This is a genomic window from Lysinibacillus macroides (assembly GCF_001281525.1).
Taxonomy (GTDB): Bacteria; Bacillota; Bacilli; order Bacillales_A; family Planococcaceae; genus Lysinibacillus; species Lysinibacillus macroides.
Genome location: NZ_LGCI01000005.1, coordinates 1 through 19,130, shown reverse-complemented (window position 1 = coordinate 19,130; position 19,130 = coordinate 1). Strand labels below are relative to the sequence as shown.

11 protein-coding genes are annotated in these 19,130 nt (G+C 37.4%); 4 read left to right on the top strand and 7 right to left on the bottom strand.

Annotation, left to right across the window (positions count from 1 at the left end; all coding sequences use genetic code 11):
* The first annotated feature begins 21 nt into the window (after nucleotides 1–21).
* Nucleotides 22–1,995, top strand: a complete 1,974-nt coding sequence (locus ADM90_RS03015; RefSeq protein WP_053993590.1) for an S-layer homology domain-containing protein — start codon at nucleotides 22–24, stop codon at nucleotides 1,993–1,995.
* A gap of 183 nt (nucleotides 1,996–2,178) precedes the next feature.
* Here ADM90_RS03015 and ADM90_RS03010 read toward each other — a convergent pair whose 3' ends face one another.
* The 4 genes from ADM90_RS03010 to ADM90_RS02995 all read right to left on the bottom strand — a co-directional run bounded on the left by ADM90_RS03010 (nucleotide 2,179) and on the right by ADM90_RS02995 (nucleotide 10,694).
* Nucleotides 2,179–4,095 carry an N-acetylmuramoyl-L-alanine amidase gene (locus ADM90_RS03010; RefSeq protein WP_053993589.1) on the bottom strand — a complete coding sequence of 639 codons (1,917 nt, stop codon included), beginning with the start codon at nucleotides 4,093–4,095 and terminating at the stop codon, nucleotides 2,179–2,181.
* A 237-nt stretch (nucleotides 4,096–4,332) separates the two neighbouring features.
* Nucleotides 4,333–5,244 carry a C40 family peptidase gene (locus ADM90_RS03005; RefSeq protein WP_053993588.1) on the bottom strand — a complete coding sequence of 304 codons (912 nt, stop codon included), beginning with the start codon at nucleotides 5,242–5,244 and terminating at the stop codon, nucleotides 4,333–4,335.
* 221 nt (nucleotides 5,245–5,465) lie between these two features.
* Nucleotides 5,466–6,542, bottom strand: coding sequence for a CAP and S-layer homology domain-containing protein (locus ADM90_RS03000; protein ID WP_235473286.1), 1,077 nt, complete (start codon nucleotides 6,540–6,542; stop codon nucleotides 5,466–5,468).
* A 174-nt stretch (nucleotides 6,543–6,716) separates the two neighbouring features.
* On the bottom strand, nucleotides 6,717–10,694 hold the full coding sequence (locus ADM90_RS02995) for a cell wall-binding protein (RefSeq protein ID WP_235473284.1): 3,978 nt from the start codon (nucleotides 10,692–10,694) through the stop codon (nucleotides 6,717–6,719).
* A 371-nt stretch (nucleotides 10,695–11,065) separates the two neighbouring features.
* On the opposite strand from ADM90_RS02995, the gene ADM90_RS02990 reads away from it, so the two are divergent.
* A complete protein-coding gene (locus ADM90_RS02990) occupies nucleotides 11,066–11,743 on the top strand; it encodes a hypothetical protein (RefSeq protein ID WP_053994869.1) in 678 nt (225 codons plus the stop codon).
* Entirely contained in the window at nucleotides 11,743–12,996 is a 1,254-nt protein-coding gene (locus tag ADM90_RS02985; protein WP_053993585.1) for an HlyD family secretion protein, read from the top strand. Before ADM90_RS02990 ends, ADM90_RS02985 begins: the two co-directional genes overlap by 1 nt.
* A 116-nt stretch (nucleotides 12,997–13,112) precedes the next feature.
* Here the strand turns inward: ADM90_RS02985 and ADM90_RS02980 are convergent, their stop codons facing one another.
* Together ADM90_RS02980 and ADM90_RS02975 are read right to left on the bottom strand one after the other, a co-directional pair.
* Complete coding sequence (locus ADM90_RS02980) at nucleotides 13,113–15,614, bottom strand: S-layer homology domain-containing protein (protein WP_235473282.1); 2,502 nt, start codon at nucleotides 15,612–15,614, stop codon at nucleotides 13,113–13,115.
* A 59-nt stretch (nucleotides 15,615–15,673) separates the two neighbouring features.
* Nucleotides 15,674–17,578, bottom strand: coding sequence for a copper amine oxidase N-terminal domain-containing protein (locus ADM90_RS02975; RefSeq protein WP_053993583.1), 1,905 nt, complete (start codon nucleotides 17,576–17,578; stop codon nucleotides 15,674–15,676).
* A 756-nt stretch (nucleotides 17,579–18,334) separates the two neighbouring features.
* On the opposite strand from ADM90_RS02975, the gene ADM90_RS02970 reads away from it, so the two are divergent.
* On the top strand, nucleotides 18,335–18,772 hold the full coding sequence (locus ADM90_RS02970; RefSeq protein WP_053993582.1) for a VOC family protein: 438 nt from the start codon (nucleotides 18,335–18,337) through the stop codon (nucleotides 18,770–18,772).
* A gap of 210 nt (nucleotides 18,773–18,982) precedes the next feature.
* Here the strand turns inward: ADM90_RS02970 and ADM90_RS23600 are convergent.
* The coding region (locus ADM90_RS23600; protein ID WP_152927963.1) for a zinc ribbon domain-containing protein at nucleotides 18,983–19,130 on the bottom strand (148 nt) is incomplete at its 5' end.

Sequence of the window (19,130 nt, the reverse complement as noted above, 5' to 3'; positions counted from 1 at the left end):
TCAGTTTAGGAGGGTCAAAATATGAGAAAACTATCAATTTTTCTATCACTTCTGATGCTTGTCAGTCTAATTATGTGGCAGCCCCAAAATGCCTATGCTGATGAACTATCAGGACATATGCATGAAAGTGGTCTTCGTTATTTAATTGCTAAAGAAGCTTTACTGCAAGATGAAAATGGTAGCTATCGTCCGAATGATACGGTGACACGCGGTGAATTTGCTACATACATAGCAAAGGCTTTAAATTTGGAGACAAAAAATAATAGTACCTTTACAGATGTCCCCAACACATATGTATTTGCAGACGAAATTAAACTCGCTGCGACTGCTGGCATTATTACTGGCTACACAGATGGCTCCTTTAAGCCGAATGCCCGTATTTCGAGAGAGCATATGGCTGTGATGCTAATCCGAGCTGTTGATTATTTAAAAATTCCAAAAGGCACTTCTTCTATTACATTTAAAGATAATGCCACTATTTTTAAAGATTTCCGACAAGATGTGGCCATCGGTGCTCAGCTAGGGCTGATTAAAGGCAGTTCAAACGGACTGTTTTTACCAAGAGACAATGCCACAATTGGCGAAGCATCAACATTTATTTTCCGTTTAATCGCTCTTGCTGATAGCGTTCAACAAAACCCTGACTATCCCGAAAGTAACAATAATAATGGGAACAATGGCAGCTCTAGTAACAACAATGGAAATACTGGAGGTAATAACGATCAAACTACCCCCTATATTGTTCAGGAAATTTCAAATGGTAATTTAGTGGTGAAGCAATCCTATCCTAGCTTTGAAGCAGCAGAGAAAGCGCTGACAAACCATTCACTCGTCATTACATGCGATAACAAAATTCTTAAACTGTCCTCAGGCTATGTTGTCACGAATAACTATGTAGCATTATATTCGGAAACAATTAAGGATCAAATAGCCGTTGCTGCTAATACTGAGATGGAATACCTAGACAGTGATGCAACACAAGTAAAGGTACGCTTAGCGGGCCATGTTGGCTATTTAAAGCAGGCTGACGTATCCTTAATCCCTTCTGCATTAATGAAAGGGCGTTCTTACTATACAAATGAAAATGGCGAAATTAAGCATACTTTATATGATTACAAATCAAATAAGTATTCAGCTAGCTATGTGTATGGGAAGGCTCCTAGCTTTATGAAACAAGGTGAAAAATACTTTAGCTGGGATGGCATTAACTTCACAAATGCGAATGGTTCTTCAGCAGGAGAAGCCTATAACTACTATCAATTTCTACCTGCTCGTGCTAAAACACAATATACGGCTGAAGAGCTAGATCAATATATTTTGCAAAAATTAGCAGAAGTTGAAAGCTCGGGTGCTTCAATTTATAAAGATGCTACAACAAAAAGTAAATTAATTGGCTTAGGTGCTATCTTAAAAGAAGTGGAAGCTAACGCTCATATTAATGCGATGTTAATTTTAGCGCTTGCCCAGCATGAAAGTGCCTATGGAATGAGTGATCATGCTCAAAATTTAAACAATCTATTTGGTTTATATGTGTATGATACAAATCCGCTCAATAAAAAGTTTGATAGTGTGGAAGCCAATATTAATGAGCTTGTTGAAAAGTTCTTGCAGCCAAATTACATTACACCTGGTGGACGTTATACAAACGGTGCAGTTGTTGGCTCGAAGGCAATGGGCTTTAATGTGAAATATGCCTCTGATCCATTTTGGGGCGCTAAAATCGCTGGACACTACTATCGTGCTGAAAAGGCATTAGGCTTTAAAGATGCTAACAATCCCTATAAAATTGCTCTGACAACAACAGCTGGGCTCAACGTGCGTACAGATACATCAACAAGTCAAAGCCCACTCTACACGTTTAATAAAAGCAATATGCCCGTTATTATAACGGATGCAAGCTTAAATGGTTGGTGTCAAATTATCTCTGATCAACTTCATACAGAGCCAGCTTATATTAGTTTAGATTATATTAAAGTGATTAATACGGTAAGATAAAATAGAAGGCAGCCTCAAGCCATCAACGAGGCTGTCTTTGTTTATGTTTAGGGAACATGGGTATATACAAATTAGAAAGAATCATGCTGAATATCATACTCCTTACTTTGCCAAAAGGTTTAATCACTTTTCAACAGAAAAAACGATTCCAAAAATAGTAATGGAATCGTTTCTTCTATAGCTTTATTGCTTTTTATAGTATTGCAAAATACCATTATAAATAGATTCTGCAAATAATGTAACATATTGATCATTTGTCATTTTATTGCGATCTTGGCTATTCGATAAGAAGCCAAGCTCTACTAAAATAGATGGGATGACCATATTACGAATAACGTAATATTGTTCTTGCTTCACACCACGGTTTTTCATATTTAAGTTATTGACAATTTGATTATTTATGAAAGTTGCTAAATCAATGTCCTCCTGATACATATCTCCTGTAGAGATTGCATAATATGTTTCAGTACCCTGTGCTGACGTATTGGCAGCGGAGTTGACATGGATACTCACGAAAATTTCACCATAGTTTGCTTGTGTGAAATCTACACGATCTTGTAAGGATGGATAGGTATCACCTGTACGTGTCATATATACCTTTGCACCAGCGTTCTCTAGCAGTTGCTTTACTTGTGTACCTACTTTTAATGTAATACTTTTCTCAGAAACGGAACCTGATACTGTACCTGGATCTTTACCACCATGCCCTGGATCTAAGATAATAATGCGACCTTGTAATGGGTTCGCCGATTGATTTAATAGTTTTAGATAAGACTTATGCACATAGCCTGTTTGACCATTATAAGAGATTTCTGCCCAGTAACCATCAATATTATGAACTTGAACAGTTACCCCTTTATCTAGCTTAAATAATACTGTAGATGTTGCATTGCTTTGGCTACGAACATTTAAATTTGCAACTGTTACTTTTCCAAGCACATCTCCTGAAGCTGCTGGCGGTGGTGTCGGCGTTGGATTAGGCTTAGGTGTTTCTTCGACGACTGGATCTGTTGTGCTGTTCGCTACAATATAACCTGGTAAACCATCTACTTTCGTTAAATAGTAGCCGCCAACCGTTTTATAAACTGGTAATTTTTCATTTGCTTTAAGCGTTGTAATGATTTTTGCTGATGAAGTTGGTTTCACATACAAGTTCACAGCACCTTTTGTTACAACTTCCTTTTCAACTGGTCCTAATTCATTGCCATCTGCATCTAAAAACTCTGCATATTGCTTAAAGACATAAGCATATGCTCCCTTATAAGTTACCTTTAGCCAATTGCCTTCAACGGCATAGATAGATAGTTTGCCGCCTTTATTAACTTGACCTACTACATTTGTATTTGAGGAAGAATCCTTTGACTTACGAATATTTAAACCATCTGTTGTTACTTTCATTAAGCCGATTACCTGAGATGTATCAGGAACAGATGACCCTTTTACAGGTAACTCTAAACGATATTTCTCACTTTTAGCACGTGCAACGAACAGCGAAAAATGTGCACGTGTTACTGTATCATTTGGTAAATACTTATCACCTGTACCATTTGTAATACCATTATAATAGATTGTATTCACATATTTTACGTATTCATGTGTAATACCTATATCAATAAATGGTGAATCAACACCCTCATACTCGCTTGTATCTAAGTTAAATGCTTTCGATAATACAAAACTCATTTCACCACGAGTTAAAGGCTTGTTTGGCAGGAACTGACCTTTTACATTTTTATCAAAAAATCCTAATTGTACAGCACGCTCTATATAACCTGACATTTCAGTACCTGCTGTTACATCTGAAAAGCTAGATTTATGGACAACCAATGGCTTATTTCCAGAGGCAACAACAACCATTTTAGCTGCTTGTCCTCTTGTTACATTATTATTTGGACCAAAAACTCTTTTACCATTAACAAAATAACCTTGGATTACACCTAAATTTACTAAATAATTGATTTCTTCATAGGCTGAATGATTGTTAGAAACATCTTCAAACTTGATATTTGTATTCGCGCTGACACTTGCACTATGTAACGTAAACATAGAAGCTGAAATGAATAAGACGCACAAGATAAGACTAATTTTTTTGATGTTCAATGTCTTATTTCCTCCCTTCTTGTTCTCTTAACGTGTCCATTTTAACAAAATTAACTAAATAAAACATCATACAATAGAACTGTTACATGTATTTTTTCCAAATCACATCCTTTTTTAATAGATAGTATCATAAAAATAGAAGAGTCTGCGATTGCAAACCCTTCTTCCATTATACGCTATTTAAAGATCATTTCTTACAATCTACTACACTATGAAAATGTAAATTCTATGAACGGCCTATGGTTGAATTCTATGAATAAATGTTTTTAACTCATCAATTTTAAGTAATTCATCAAGACCAAAGTGACCATTTTCATCACCAGTTGTCACACCATTTGCTGCAAGAGCGGAAACGTATTCGTATGCCCAGTTATTTTGTGGAACATCACTAAATGTTCTTGCTTCACCATGATTTTCAAGATCAAATGCTAGTACCAATACTTTGGCAATTTGCGCGCGTGTAATTGGTGAAGACGGATTAAACTTACCATTTGCATCGCCTTCAAAGATACCTAATTTCGCTACAGCTGCAATCGCACCTGCATTTGCGTTCGTTGGTTTTACATCTACAAAGCTAGTGTTTGTATCAGATGTATCTAAGTTTAAAGCTTTCGCAATTTGTCCCGCTACTTCTGCACGAGAAGCATAGACAGAAAAGTCGATTGCTGCTTGTTTTACTTCAACTTGTTGCTGCTCATCAAATGTTGCTACACGTTTAGCACCTACATAACGAGAGCCCCAATAATATGGATCATTAACATTTGAGTAACTTACACCTTGATTTGTTTGAGAGTGGATCATTTTTCCGTCACCTATGTATATAGCTACATGTGAAATCCCACTACCGCTTGTATTGAAAAATAGTAGATCCCCAACTTGAAGATCACTTTTTGCTACTGCAGTACCTTGTTGATACTGTGAGCCTGATGTACGGTTTAATTGAATGCCTAAATCTGCAAATACTTTAGAAGTAAAGCCTGAGCAATCAAAACCGCTTGTCGTTGTACCGCCATATTTATAAGGAATACCTAAATATTTAGAAGCTGTGTCAGTAACGTCTGCATTTGTTGCTGCTTCAGCATTATCTATATGAGTTGTTGAAAATAGCATAAATGATGCAAAAATCGGTAGTAACCATTTCTTTTTCATACTTTTGTTATACCCCTCTCAGAACTTTTTTGCCTATACATAGACTATCACAAAAGAGGAGATTATTATTTTTCAATTGTGTAACGGTTTTAGAAAGCAAAAAAACGCTGTTATACCAACGTTTGGAGGTATTTCCAGCGTTCAAAAAAGCCTATTTTCATCGTAAATTTAAGCTTTCGTAACATTTCTGTAATATTCGTGATGCTTTGTCACACTACTACTTATTGACTAGAAAACATTTGTACCCAATAGTAATTTCCTTTGCTATCTTGTGCGATGGCTACCCCTGTATTCGTATAGTGCTCTTTTAAAATATTATCTCGGTGACTAGGAGAAGCCATCCATGCCTTAACAGCAATTTCTGGTGATTTTATATTGCGTGCAATATTTTCGCCAAAGCTTGTGTACGTATAATCAAATAATGTGGCTAAGTCCCACGGTGCACCATAGTACGGAGAAACATGCTCAAAATATTGACGCTTTACCATATCCTGTGCTTTAATAACTGCGATTTGTGTAAGCTCAGGATCATATATAACAGGCTGCAATTGCTGTTCCTGTCTTTCAACATTGATTAATTCAACAACCTCTCTCGACCATGCTGTTGAAAGATTAATCGTTGAAATGTAATCTTTGGCTAAATAATCATAGGCTACTTCTAGCTTTGTGATTTTTTGCTGAAAATCGATGCTTCGCTCTACAAATACAGCAAACTGAGCCCGTGTTACCAATTGATTAGGCGCAAATTGTTTAGAATTGATGCCACCAATAATACCTATATCTGCTAAAGACTCAATATAATCCTTTGCCCAATGTGTACGAGGAACATCCGTAAATTGGCTATGGTTTTTACTATCTACTTTTAGCTGATAGGCCAATGCTAGCATTTTTGCCACCTGCATTCGCTGTAAAGGCTCCTCTGGTTGAAAGGCATCCCCCTTTTGAATAACCCCTAGCTTTTCAAGCTGACAAATCTCCTGATAATACGGATGTGTCACAAAAACGTCCTTAAAGCTTGTAGACACCGCTGTAGCAGCATTCAATTGAAGGGAGCGTGCAATAGCAGCAGCAGCCTCTGCCCTTGTAATCGCTTGCTCAGGCTTAAATGTTTGATCATTATATGTGGTCATATATTGTCTCGATAGCATATGTTGAATGGAAGTATTTGCCCAATACGAATTGGAAATATCAATAGCTTTCACAGATGCTGCTTCTACCTGATGTATGCCTGTAAAGCTACCTATCATTGTAGCTATTGAGAGTACCGCTAGACAAATCCATTTCTTCAATACGGCCACCTCCTTCATCTTTCAAATATAATATGTATAAAATGTTACCATTTACACTATAAGATACGAATTTCTAGTGGATAAAGTTTCATGATTTTGAAAAAAGGGACATCATAAAGGAATTTCTTATTATAGAAGGAGTTTTCCCTCAATATCCGCAGGGAAAACTCCTTTTTTGTCATACTATTGAATCATTTTAAGATATTCTTCGAGAACGCGATAATTATAGACTAAATCCTGCTGCTCTAATGATAATGCGCTATAGCTTTTTTCAGCGTCCAGCACTTTTTTCTCGAAGTTTGAGCTATCTGGATCAATGCTGCCAATTGCTTGCACAACTTTCAACACAGTCGCTACATCTTTTTCAGCTTGCTTCAATACGTCCTCATTAATAACTTGGCTCCGTACTTTAGCATCCAATGTTTTATAAGCAGCAACGGCATTCGCTACATCCTCTATATATGATGAAGAAGTGGAAGAAAGTGCTGCAATCATCTCTACAACTTTCTTTACATCAGCCATGCCTTTTTCTGCTTCTAATAATATCGAGTAATTAGAGATACGCTGTTTATCTATTGAATTTAGACTATCGTATTCTTTACGTACCGCTTCCACCATACCAAAGTAAAACTTATCCTTTGGATTTAACTTAGCAATATTGTTATAAACCTTAATAACATTGTCTAAGGATAGCAATAGCTGATCGTTATAGACATAGCGTCGTTGATCCCCATCCAGCTTATCGTAGGCTTTTAAAATCTTTTGATATTGACTATTCATATCCTTCGCTGTTAACAGACGATCAATATCCTCTACAACTTTGATAACAGGCTTTACCACCTTCTCTTGGTCTTGTAAAACCTTGTAGTTTTGTACAGCTCGCTGCTGATCCTTTGGTAAAGCATTATAGGCTGCACGAATTTCCTGAACACGTTTCACATATTGCTTTGGATCAATAGATGGTAAATCTGTAATCATCTGCATCACATTACCAGCACCTAAAATACTCGCCTCAGCTGCCTCTAATAAATAGTAGTTTGTAACATACTGCTGCATATCTGTAGGAAGCGCATCGTAAAGGGAACGTGCACGTGAGGTCTCCTGAAGAAATGTGCTGCTTGACGATTTTAGCTTGCTAATCAAATTCACCACATTTGAGATAGGTTCATATTTTAAAAGTACATCAATATTATCAATATATTTTTTCTGATCCTTTGTTAGCTTATCGTAAGCTTTACGTACCGAATTCACCTTACTTACAAAGTTTTTCGCTTCTGGGTCCAATTCATTAATTTGTACCATAACATTTAAAATTGGCTTCACGGCTTTTTCGCGTGTTGTTAAATCTTTAATATTTGTCACTAATTTCTTTTGATTTGATGATAGTTGATCATAAGCTACTCGCGCATTCATGAGTTTTGTTAAATAATCAGCATCCTGCTCCTCTGTCAGCACAATCAATGCAATAACGCCTGCTGCTGTTGTTTGCTCATTTTCTGCTGCTACTAGTGCATCATAATTGATAATCGCCTGCTTCTTTTCTTCCGGCAATCCTTCATATAGCTCACGTGCTGTTTTTAAATCCTCTAAAAAAGTTTTACTTGTTGGCTTTAAGGAAGCAATAAGCCCAATTAATGAAGCAACATCCTCAACAGCTGTAAGGTTCGCATAGTTTGTGACACGCTTCTGAGCTACTTCATCAAGCGCATTATAAGCTTTGCGTGCAGCGAGCACCTTTTTTGTATAATCCTTACTTGTTGGGTTTAAGGCATCAATCATTTGAATAACCTTTATAACCGCTTTATTGTCTTTTTCATAAGTCGTTAACGCTTTAGCCTGCTCCACTAACTTTTTCGCATTTTTATCCATTGCTTTATAGTCAGCAGATAAGGTAGCAATCGTTGACACAAATGTCTCAGGATTTTCATTGGCTAACGCTAGAATACGGTCATCAAACGCTTTTGCTGTGTCAACATAGCCTTGTGCCTTTGTTAAATCTGTATAATTAACAACCTGCTCCTGAAGTGTTACGCCTAAAGCTGTATACGCATCGGCCGCTGCTTTTACATCATCTTTATATGTTTTTTTCGATGGATTTAAGGCATTAATTTGTACTACAACCTCTGTTACTTTCACAATATCGTTTAAGCCATTATAATTTTGAACATACACTTGATCTGCCGCAGCAAGCTTATTGTAGGCTGTATAGGCCGATTTTGCTTTGGACAAATAGTTTTTGGCGCTTGTATCCAGTTTTTCAAATAATGACACGACATTGACAACCGTTTTATGTGATTTCTCTAAATCTGTAAGAATTTTTATATTCGTGACACGCTTTTTAGCAGCAGAAGTTGGTAATGCCTCATACGCTGTACGTGCCGCTAGCATATCTTCCACTAACTTGGATGAACCATTTAATGCGTCAATTTGGGTAATCACTGCTGCAACAGCTACATCCTCATTTTCAAGCGCCTCTATCTTTGCATCAAGTTGTACTTTGATTGCATCAAGTGCTGCTTTAGCTGCGTTTCCAGTAGCATCTAAGTGAGCAATGCTTACTTTCACCTCTGCTAGCTTTGTCTGATAATCCGATGCAGTTGGCTTTAATGCATTGGCTTGTTTCGATGCCTCCGCATATTTGTAAAAGAGTTTCAGCTGCTCTGCCTCTTTCACAAATTTCTGCTCATTCTCTGTTAATTTCTCAAAGGCAGCATAGGCAGCTAAAGTTTTCTTTTCGAACGTAGTAGATGCTGGGTCCAACTCGGTAATTAATTTTTCAACCTTTAGTGAAGCCTGATAATCCTTCTCCAATTGAACGAGCGTTGCTAAATTATTGACAATTTTTTTTACATCTTTATGATTACTTGATGCATCATAGGCTTCACGTGCTTTTTGAATAGCTTCTACTTTATTGCTTTCATTTTCAATGGCTGCAATCAGAGCTTCAATAGATTTAGCAGCAGCAATATTAGTAGTAGCCTGCTCCAAATCTGCTACATTTTTGACAAACTCTTTCGCTTTCTCAGTCAGTGCCTTATACTTTGTATCAAGCTCACCAACCTCTGTACGATATGCCTCATCACTTGATACGCGCAATGCAGCAATGCGCTTCGAAATATCGGCTGCTTCCTGATATGGCTTAAATGTATCGTAGTTTGTTACCCACTTCTGTAATGTTTCATCAAGGGCATTATACGATTTCTCAATTGCTGCAACGGCACTAGTAAAGTTCGTTGCTGTTTTAAAATCATCTGGTTTTTTCTTCTCTAAATCTGCAATGCTTATGGCAACCTTACTAGCTGCTCCAACCTTTGCTTGAACATCTGTATACTGCTTATAAGGTGTGATTGTAGCATCTGCTGGATGATAAGCAGCAACGGCTTTCTTTTGGTCTGGTGTCAGCACATCGTAGGCAACTGTTATAGCATTGAGGGCATTAAGAACTGTCTCATAATCAGCATTTGCATTTGTCACAAAAGCATCCAATGTATCTGTTGCTCCATTGACTGCGGTTGCATCGTTTTCTAATTTAACTAGCTTGGCAATATCGAACCCTTTACCTTTAAAATAATTATTACGCCCAGTTTCATCATAGCCATACTGTAAGGTTGTGCCTCGAATTGCTGAAACAAGAGCTTCTTCTCCATTTTCAAGCGCCTCCACAATCACTTGTCTAAATTGATCCTGTACATATAAGTAGGATTTTTCTTGTTGGGCATTTCCTAAAAACTTTTCGTATTTGTCTTTAGCATTTGTGACTTCCTGTAAAAAGTTCTTACTAGTATAGGAAATAGCATTGATACTATCTCCAATTGTTTTAAGCTCACCAAGTAATCGACGTTGCTCTTTGATATAGTTATATTTTGCCTCAATTAATTCTTCCTCAGTAAAATCGAAATCACTTGAGTTTTTGACAATGATCAGGTCTTCTTTTGCAATGGCCATCTCATCATCTGTTGAATTCTCAGATAGCTTGCCAAGCCGCGCAATGATTTGTTCTTTGGCTGTGTTTGCTGCTACTGTCATAACAGGAGCAACTTGTTCTGTCTGTGTCATTACGCGAGGCTGTGCATCATTTTCCTGGGCATTTGCTATCGCTGTAGGTGTTAGTAAAAGACCTGCAATAACGCCTGCCGTTAATTTTCGATTCAATCGAACCACCCTTTCATCTTTAATCTGTATAGGAAAATGATTATGTTCATTTTCATTGTGAGTCATTACTTTTGTATCGGAATAAATTACATATTTTCAAGCCATTCTCTTACTTTTACAAAATTATGAGCATCAAAAGTAATTTTTCAAAATTACTAGTAAGAAAAACAGGAAGTTATTTCAATTATACTATACAATAGTATTATCTAATTCGACATATATTGACGGAATGCGTTTTTTCAATACTATTAATGCTAATAGAAGAAGCATCACATGTATGAAATGATAAAAAAACAGCTATTTTTATATGTCATCATCTCTTTTTAGAGTGTATACTACAATTTTGATATTGATTATTTTGGAGGAAAGGACGCTTGTTTATGTTTTATCATTATAAGTTTTGGCATAGTTTAAAAAATCCAGCTTACTTTACAAACATCGTCGAAGAAGGCGAGATTGCTGGCTATAAAAAACGTGTATTTACAGTTTTCATCCTCTTTGTCCTATTATTCGCAGCTCGCGAGTTTTGGGGGATGGGCACAGAAAATTTAACGAGTTTATTCGCAATGGATTTACAAAATGAATACTATGTAGCTCGATTGCTGTCAATGCTTGGGGCCATTTTATGGGCAACTGTATATTTCTGTTTCCATTATTATGGGGTCACATATATTTTGCATCTACTAACGGATATTCCTTATACATGGATCAAAAAAATTCAGCTTTATGTTGTTACTTTTTTATTAATTGAAAAAGCGATTTTATTTGCTGTTTTCTCTGCAGCAGGCTATACAACGCTATTTTCTTTCTTTTCGCTAGCACCTCTTGCCTTGCAAATAATTGAGACAGATTTCATATTATTTACCATCAATCAAATTACGATCACAACGATCGTCATTGTTATTGTGCAATATTTATTCCTATCAAAATGGGAGGAAGCAGCTAGTAGAAAGATATTAATCGTTAAACTTATTGGGATACAGCTATTTATGGCCTTATTTATTGGTATGATTAGTGTGCTACCAATTAAAGAATGGATTGCTAGGGGGTTAGGTTGATGGCATTTATCAGGACAAGACCATGGACAAGCATCGCTATTGTACTAGCAATGCTCATCATCGGTATAAATGCTTATTTTGTCTTTAAGGATGATAGCCATGTGGCACGCTCTTATTTTATTGACGAATTTCAAAAGGCTCATATCGGTACACATACCGAGCGGGTCAATAAGGAAGCCATTGTTGCACCAGCTGAAACCTACACCATTTCTGCTGATGCAAGAAGTCTATCAGCGGTCAATGTAAAACGTGGCCAGGAAGTGATGATGAATGATTTACTTGCTACGTATAAAGAGGATGAGGTAAATGATGAGCTAACAAAGCTTGAAGCAGAGCTTACCGCCTATGAAACTGAGTTAAGTGATTTAGAGGATACCCTTGATTTAATTGAGAATGATTATAATGGTGCTGATCCAAAAAGCTCTATTGATACTAACCAAATTGATGATAAGTTATCTGTTACGCTAAAATTTGAGCTGGCTCAGCAAAATTCACCATCGACAGCAGTCGCATTGTTAAATCGACATATTGCTGAAACAAATCGTCAAATCGCAGTTATTGAGGCACAGATTGCACAAATTCAAGCACGGCAAGGACTTATTAGCCCAGTAGATGGTATTGTAGCAGCCGTTAAGGAAGATGCAGGAACCCTTACAATTGAAATCTATTCCTCTGAAAAAGCGATGTATGCCTATTTATCTGAAAAAGAATGGCAAAAGGTACATGAGGGGCAAACGGTTGATTTAAAAGTGAAGCATGTCAAGGAGGCTTTATCAGGCATTGTTTTAGATAAACAAGTCATCGCTACAAATAACGACACAGTTTGGGCAAAGGAGCTAGCTAAAACAGCCGCCCTGCCACAGCCAGCCAACTATGAAGTGCTCTTACAGCAGGATAGCTTATTAGAGGATATTCCATTTTCCACAACTGGCAAAGCTTCGATTATTGTGAATGAAGCCTTTGATTCCTATAAAGTGGATAAATCATGGGTAGTGACAACGAAAAAAGGTAAAAAAAAGCTATATCGGATTGATTCAGATGGAAAAATTCAGCTCATGGATATTCATGTAGAGTTTAATACGGCTAAGTCAGCTGTTTTTACGGACTATTTAGATGAAGGTACACCACTAATTTCTAATCAACCGCGTAATATTGCTGCCTATACTTTCCGCACAATGCCTGTTGAAAAAATTCAATGGAGCCACTTTAAAGATTTAACCTGGCAGCAATATGTTAAATATATTGTTTTCTAAATACAAAAATCCGCTTCACACAAAGCGGATTTTTTCTTGTGTAGTTTTGCGGTTATTTATAGTTCAATCAAAAGCAAACCCCTGTAGTTCTTTTGTCTACAGGGGCTTGTTAAGCGTTATTTTAATGTTAAGCATCTATTTAAGAAGCTTGCGAATTGAGCACGAGTAATTTGTGCATCTGGTCTAAATGTATTATCGGGAAAGCCGCTTGTTAAATCATTTGCGACAAGCGCTTGAATATTGCTGTAAGCCCAATGCGTTGCTTTTACATCTGAGAAGCTTACTTGACTTGTACCTGTTAATTGATACGCTCTTGCTAAAATCGCTGACATCTCTGCACGTGAAAGCTGTCCATTTGGATTAAATTTCCCTGCTTCCTGCCCTTTGATGATCCCAGCCTGCTCAACTGCTGCAATGGCACTGTATGCATAATGGCTCTTGCCTACATCTTTAAAGCTTGAATTCTTCGTTGTTGTCAAATTAAGCGCACGTGCAATAATCGTTGCTGCCTCTGCACGTGTAATGGATGCTTCTGGTTTAAATGTTCCATTTGAATAACCTTTAATCAATGCTTCATCATATAAGCTTTGAACATCTGCAAATGCCCAATGTCCCTTCGCTACATCTGTGTACACCAATTCTTCATGATTATCTTTATAAACAGCCTGTAATTGATCAAAATAAAGCTGACCTTTCTTTTGTAAAGCTGCATCTGGTTGCGCTACATATAAACGATCAAATTTCAATGGCAATGGTAAATCATTTGGAATATCAGCTGTTACGTATTTCCAGCCATGCCAGTCTAAGCCGCCCTGACTTGTGAAGTCAATCGTTTGCTTTGTGCCTGTGCCATCAATAACAACACCTCGTAGCCAATGCTTGCCACCATCACCGAATACCCAAACACCGATATTTTTAGGTTGACTTGATAGAGCAATTGGCGTTTTCGCTACCATATAAGCAGCCTTTGTCTCTGTTCCTGCTGTTGTAAAATCATAGTTTAATTGCATACTAGCAGCGCCTTGTCTAGCATAATCTTTGGAGCTTGCTAAAGATGCCTTTGCCTTCGCCACCTCTGCTGTCCAAGCTGAAGCATTATCAAAGCTATCTAGTAAAATAGGCTTTTCAGCTAAGTCTACAACTTTCACAGGTATGGATGTACGAATGCCTTCATATTGACCAATAATTTTTCCTTCACCTTTTTGTGTAGCTGTAAAGGTTGCGCCGTTCATTTGACCAATATTGCCTTCAACCGTCCATGTCATATTTGCTGGATCAATTGTGATTGGATTCAGGTATTGGTCATAAGCGCTTGCTACCTGTATATTAACAGATGAACCCTTCATCACTTGATTAACACTGCTTAATGTAATGGATTTAGCTTGTCCTGGCGGTGCTGTATTAACAACCTGCAAAATAGCAGATACTCGCCGCTCACTGCCCTCTGATGGTGTATTAACAAGATTAGCAAAATAGCCACCTGGATTACGTACAACCATCGCTGTTGAGCCACCACCATCTAAGTTCAGCGCTGTGGATGCCCCCATTGAAATTAAATGAGAGGCTAGGTCGGGTAAATTCACCCCATTACTATGCCCGCTTAAGCGGCCATCCACTGTTACAAGAAATACCTTTGTCCCTGTAGCATCAATCGCTACAGCTGTACGTGGGCTACGTGTTGAAGCAAAGCCTGAATTGGTTGGCATCGAAATATCCACTTTGCCATTTCGCACAAGCATTGGCCCTGCTGCTAAAATAAACTGAGCATCCATCCATTTTTGATCGATCGATAAGCTCACATCAACAGTTGCACCCGCTAGAATACTACCTAACTCTGCTGCTAGCTCCTTATTTTGCACAGAAATAACAAAGCCATCTGCCGGTACAGTTGAATTTCCTTCAGCTCCATAAGCAGTCACATGGGAAACTATGCCTGAGAATTGATCCCCAAAATGTAAAGAGCTTGTATCCTGACTAGCACCTGTTACAACAATTTCTACACCCCAATTATTTGTACCTGTTGTTCTTTTTTCAGAGGTATATAAAACTGTTTTATTTGTGCCTCGTTCACTATTAATCAAGTCAATCGGATAGTTTTTACCATTTATTTGAAAAGATAGCTGCGTAGAATAATAGTCTGCTATTGCTTGTCCTGATTTTGATAGACCAAAAGCAACTGGCTTTTGTGTCGGGCTATCATAGGAATCTCCCAAAATACCATAGTTAATAATTTCATTGTTTTCAGCTAATAGATTTGCGGGCATACCATTGCCTAAAAAGTAAGAAGCATTCACAGCACCAACAACACGATGGCCATCAGTTGTATTTTGCTTAGCCATTGCTGTTGTTGTTTTTAAGGAATTAATAGGATTCGGCATACCAATTTCTAGTTTTGTATATGTATTGTTTAAATTTACATCTAAAACATTTACAAACTGACGAGTAGAACCTGATTGATAGCTTTGCTGTATATGCGTTACCTGTGGTGACACCTCTTTTTTCACTTCACTGACCTTATTACCCAAAGTGGCTGCCTGCCCATTGATCGGGCTAACTGTTAGCATCAAAACGAACATGACGACAACAATCGTTACTAGTTTTCTTGCCAATTTCTTCACTCCATATTAATTCAAAGTTTGGCACGACATCATAACTATGACGCGTGCCAAGAACTTTATTATTTTGTTTCAACATAGATCGCTACTGGAAGATTCACACCACCAGCATGCATAAGTTCTAACTCAATCGTATCCTTCGTACCTCTTATCTGAACATCAGGTAATTCCACATATTCAGCCCCTACTCGTAAATTAGGTACTAAATATACTTGACCATTAATCTTAATCGCACCACTATATGAACCACCACGACCAGCAAGCTTCATCTTAATTGTTTTTCTAGTACCTGTTGGATTTTCAATAGGAATAGAAACCTTATAGTTCACACCAAAATGTCCTGGATTTCCTACCGCTCCATTCACTTTTGACATTGAATTTTCCTCTGTTTGCAGATTGTCTGTACTACCATTAGAGATGTTATAGCCTACCTCTGGCGAATCCACTGTATAGGTTGGGAACTCGGCCTTAATCGCAGCACTCGACCATGCGCCTCGTGGATGCTTAGCATACTCATCAATCGGCACCTGCTCTGTTTTAATGCTTGCTAAATCACTGTTATCCTTTGTTAGTACCGTACGAATTGTATACTCTGGCTTACCGCCATTCACCGCTTGAACATCTAAATCATGGATAAAGCCGATAATATATTCAAAATGTAGATCGTATGCCTCAATAACCTTTGTTTCTCCAGGTGCAATAACAATGCCAGTACTCTCTGACTCTCTTAATCTATCATTTAATACAGCATCAGCAATTGTTAAACCAATATCATGACCGACCCAGCTATTCCCTGTTTTTTGACTAATCCCTCTCGAGTCTGTAATCTTGATACTCTCTGTAGTCGATGTATTTTGAACAGTAATTCCTAAATTTATATCTGTTCCTAACTGATTATAATGCCAGCCAAAAACACGGTGCTTATTCGTTGCAGATGTTGCTTTCACATCATATTGTGCAAGTGTTGCATTGTTTAATGGAATAAGCTTGCGTTTTAATGTTTCAGGATTATCACTATTCAATAAATCACGGTCCCCGTCTACATGCGCTGAAGGAACAGCGGTTGGGAATGACGTTGAACCATATGATTTTTCAAGGAACGGGCTTATGTACATATAACGATACACATAAATATACATTTCCTTTTTATCTGTGATATAACGTAAATTTCCGCCTAATGCATCAACAAGAAACTTAGCAGGAACGTACATTTTACCACTTTGGATAAATGGCTTTTCTGCCATTGTCACAGCCTCATTGTTAAGCAAAGCCTGATTGCTACCATCGTTGAATACAAAGCTCATACCGCCAACCTGTAATTCAAAGGAACCATCTGGCTGCCACATCCCAGAGGAGTCATTTAAGTAATCATAGATATAATTAGCAGGTAAATAGGTTCTTCCATCCCTCGTAATAATGGAATCTTGCATGACAATACGCTTATTATTGATATGTAAGATATAGGGGTCCTCCTGCGGTTGTTGTGGCTGCTCCACTGGTAAATCGTCTGATAATGTAATATCTACCGATTGAGTAACCTCGTCCCAATTAACAATACCATCAAAGTTTTCACTCACAAAACGCAATGGCATATATGTACGGTCTTTATACATAAATGGCGCAACATCCATCGCAACCTCTTGACCATCCACTAAGGCTTTCATAGAATCAATCGTTAAATCAACTGTCTTACCACTACGATAAGCAGACGCTGTCAACGTTTCCTTATCCCAAGACACGCTGGCACCAATTGCTTCATATAATGCGCGCATTGGCAATAGTAAATAATCCGATTTATTTAAAATAGGATCATAGACATTAATCGTTTCTCCATTAATGATAATTGATACATTGTTTTTTATTTGAATCCCATTGTTACCAGAAGCTGATGCAGACGCTTGTCCAGGCAAAATTGTAGCCAAAGCAACTGCTGTTACAATACATGTAGTCTTTAGTTTCTTAAACATCCTAATCTCCTTTTTGCTATTCAATAGTCTTAATCATCTTAACACGAAAAAAACCTAAAATGTGGGATTTTTATTGAAAAGAGTAGATTCGGTACTAGAGTGCTAACCGCTCTCCTTCAAAAGCTTCATATAAAACAAAGAATTTGTCAAAATTACACGAACATCTTCTAGCAAACTTCTTCAACTCGACACCAAATGGAAAATACCCCCTTATTCTATGAGTACAGCAAACTATTCTCTTCAAAGTAGACTTATGATCACCTCAAAAAGTTACATAATTTTTAAATTCCTTTATGACCGATAGTTCATCATAATCCGCATTCTTTAATAAATAAAAAAGTCGATTCGCACCGTTTTTTGGTACAAATCAACTTTTCATACAATTTCATTTTTATGATGGATGCTCTTTAACTTAGTTGGACTAATAATAGATAGAGTATTTGCCCACATCATATTGGTGGGCAAATTGGATTTCAACATTCATTAGTTGTCGTTTTCATAAGTAAATCTAACCTTAATTGCTAGTCCTCCTCATACTCGCCATTGTGAAAATTGAACACCACATTAAAAAATACAATCGGCATCTCTTTATTTTTTTCGTTGTCAAACAATTGTTTAAATGCATAATTAACGTTCAAATTCATTGATCTCACCCAAAAATTTATGTTGTAAGTATAAAAACCTCGTTCTACTGCATAAACAAGAAAAAATGTGTTACGCTAATAATATAAATATGATTCTTAAGGAGTGGTGATGATGGTTGGCGTGGAAATTGATATGGTTGTCACAGATAGTTTAAAAGCATTAGCGTTATATGAGAAAATTTTTGATATTGAACGTGTCGAGGTAACAGATTTTCCAGTTGGGAAGAATGAAGTTGTTTTTAAGCTATATGACGTAAGATTTCATATGCTGGATGAAAATCCTGAGTATCAAATGATTGCCCCTAAACCTGATGATCCCAAGCCAATTTGGTTTAATATTTTAGTACCAAATATCGCTGAAACCTATGAAAAAGCGATAAATGCAGGCTGTAAAGAAGTTCAACCCGTCACAAAAATGCCTGATTTCGGCATATCCAACGCTATGTTTAGCGATGAATTTGGTTACCTTTGGATGCTACACGAACTACATAGAGTCGTGAGCTTTGAGGAACGTGTGCAAATTCTAGCAGAAGACGGAAATCAGCATTAAAAATTGAAAGCGAAAACCCCTCTTTTGGTGTTTTCGCTTTTTTAATGAACAAGATTCCCCTTACCATTATGATAACTGTGAACTACTCCCACCCCTTACCACCCTTGCGAGTCGCTTGAAGTGGGGGCTTCTCGACTTATCGTTGCTTTTACTAGCCAACGAAAACTGACCGAGCTACCCCTCTTGTTCCAAGAGTTTTGGTGCTTATGATCACGCTAATAGGCGTATACCTTTGTTTTTGATATTAATTGCTGAATTATAGTCACGAGCTGCCACATAGCCGCAGGAACAATGGTAGGTGCGTTCAGATAGTTTCATCGGTTTTTCTGCACCACAACAAGAACACTTTTTAGTGGAA

Excerpts from the sequence above, each read along its gene's own strand:
- ADM90_RS03015 (WP_053993590.1), top strand. The coding sequence starts at position 22 with ATGAGAAAACTATCAATTTTTCTATCACTTCTGATGCTTGTCAGTCTA.
- ADM90_RS03005 (WP_053993588.1), bottom strand. The coding sequence starts at position 5,244 with ATGAAAAAGAAATGGTTACTACCGATTTTTGCATCATTTATGCTATTT.
- ADM90_RS02990 (WP_053994869.1), top strand. The coding sequence starts at position 11,066 with ATGTTTTATCATTATAAGTTTTGGCATAGTTTAAAAAATCCAGCTTAC.
- ADM90_RS02985 (WP_053993585.1), top strand. The coding sequence starts at position 11,743 with ATGGCATTTATCAGGACAAGACCATGGACAAGCATCGCTATTGTACTA.
- ADM90_RS02975 (WP_053993583.1), bottom strand. The coding sequence starts at position 17,578 with ATGTTTAAGAAACTAAAGACTACATGTATTGTAACAGCAGTTGCTTTG.
- ADM90_RS02970 (WP_053993582.1), top strand. The coding sequence starts at position 18,335 with ATGGTTGGCGTGGAAATTGATATGGTTGTCACAGATAGTTTAAAAGCA.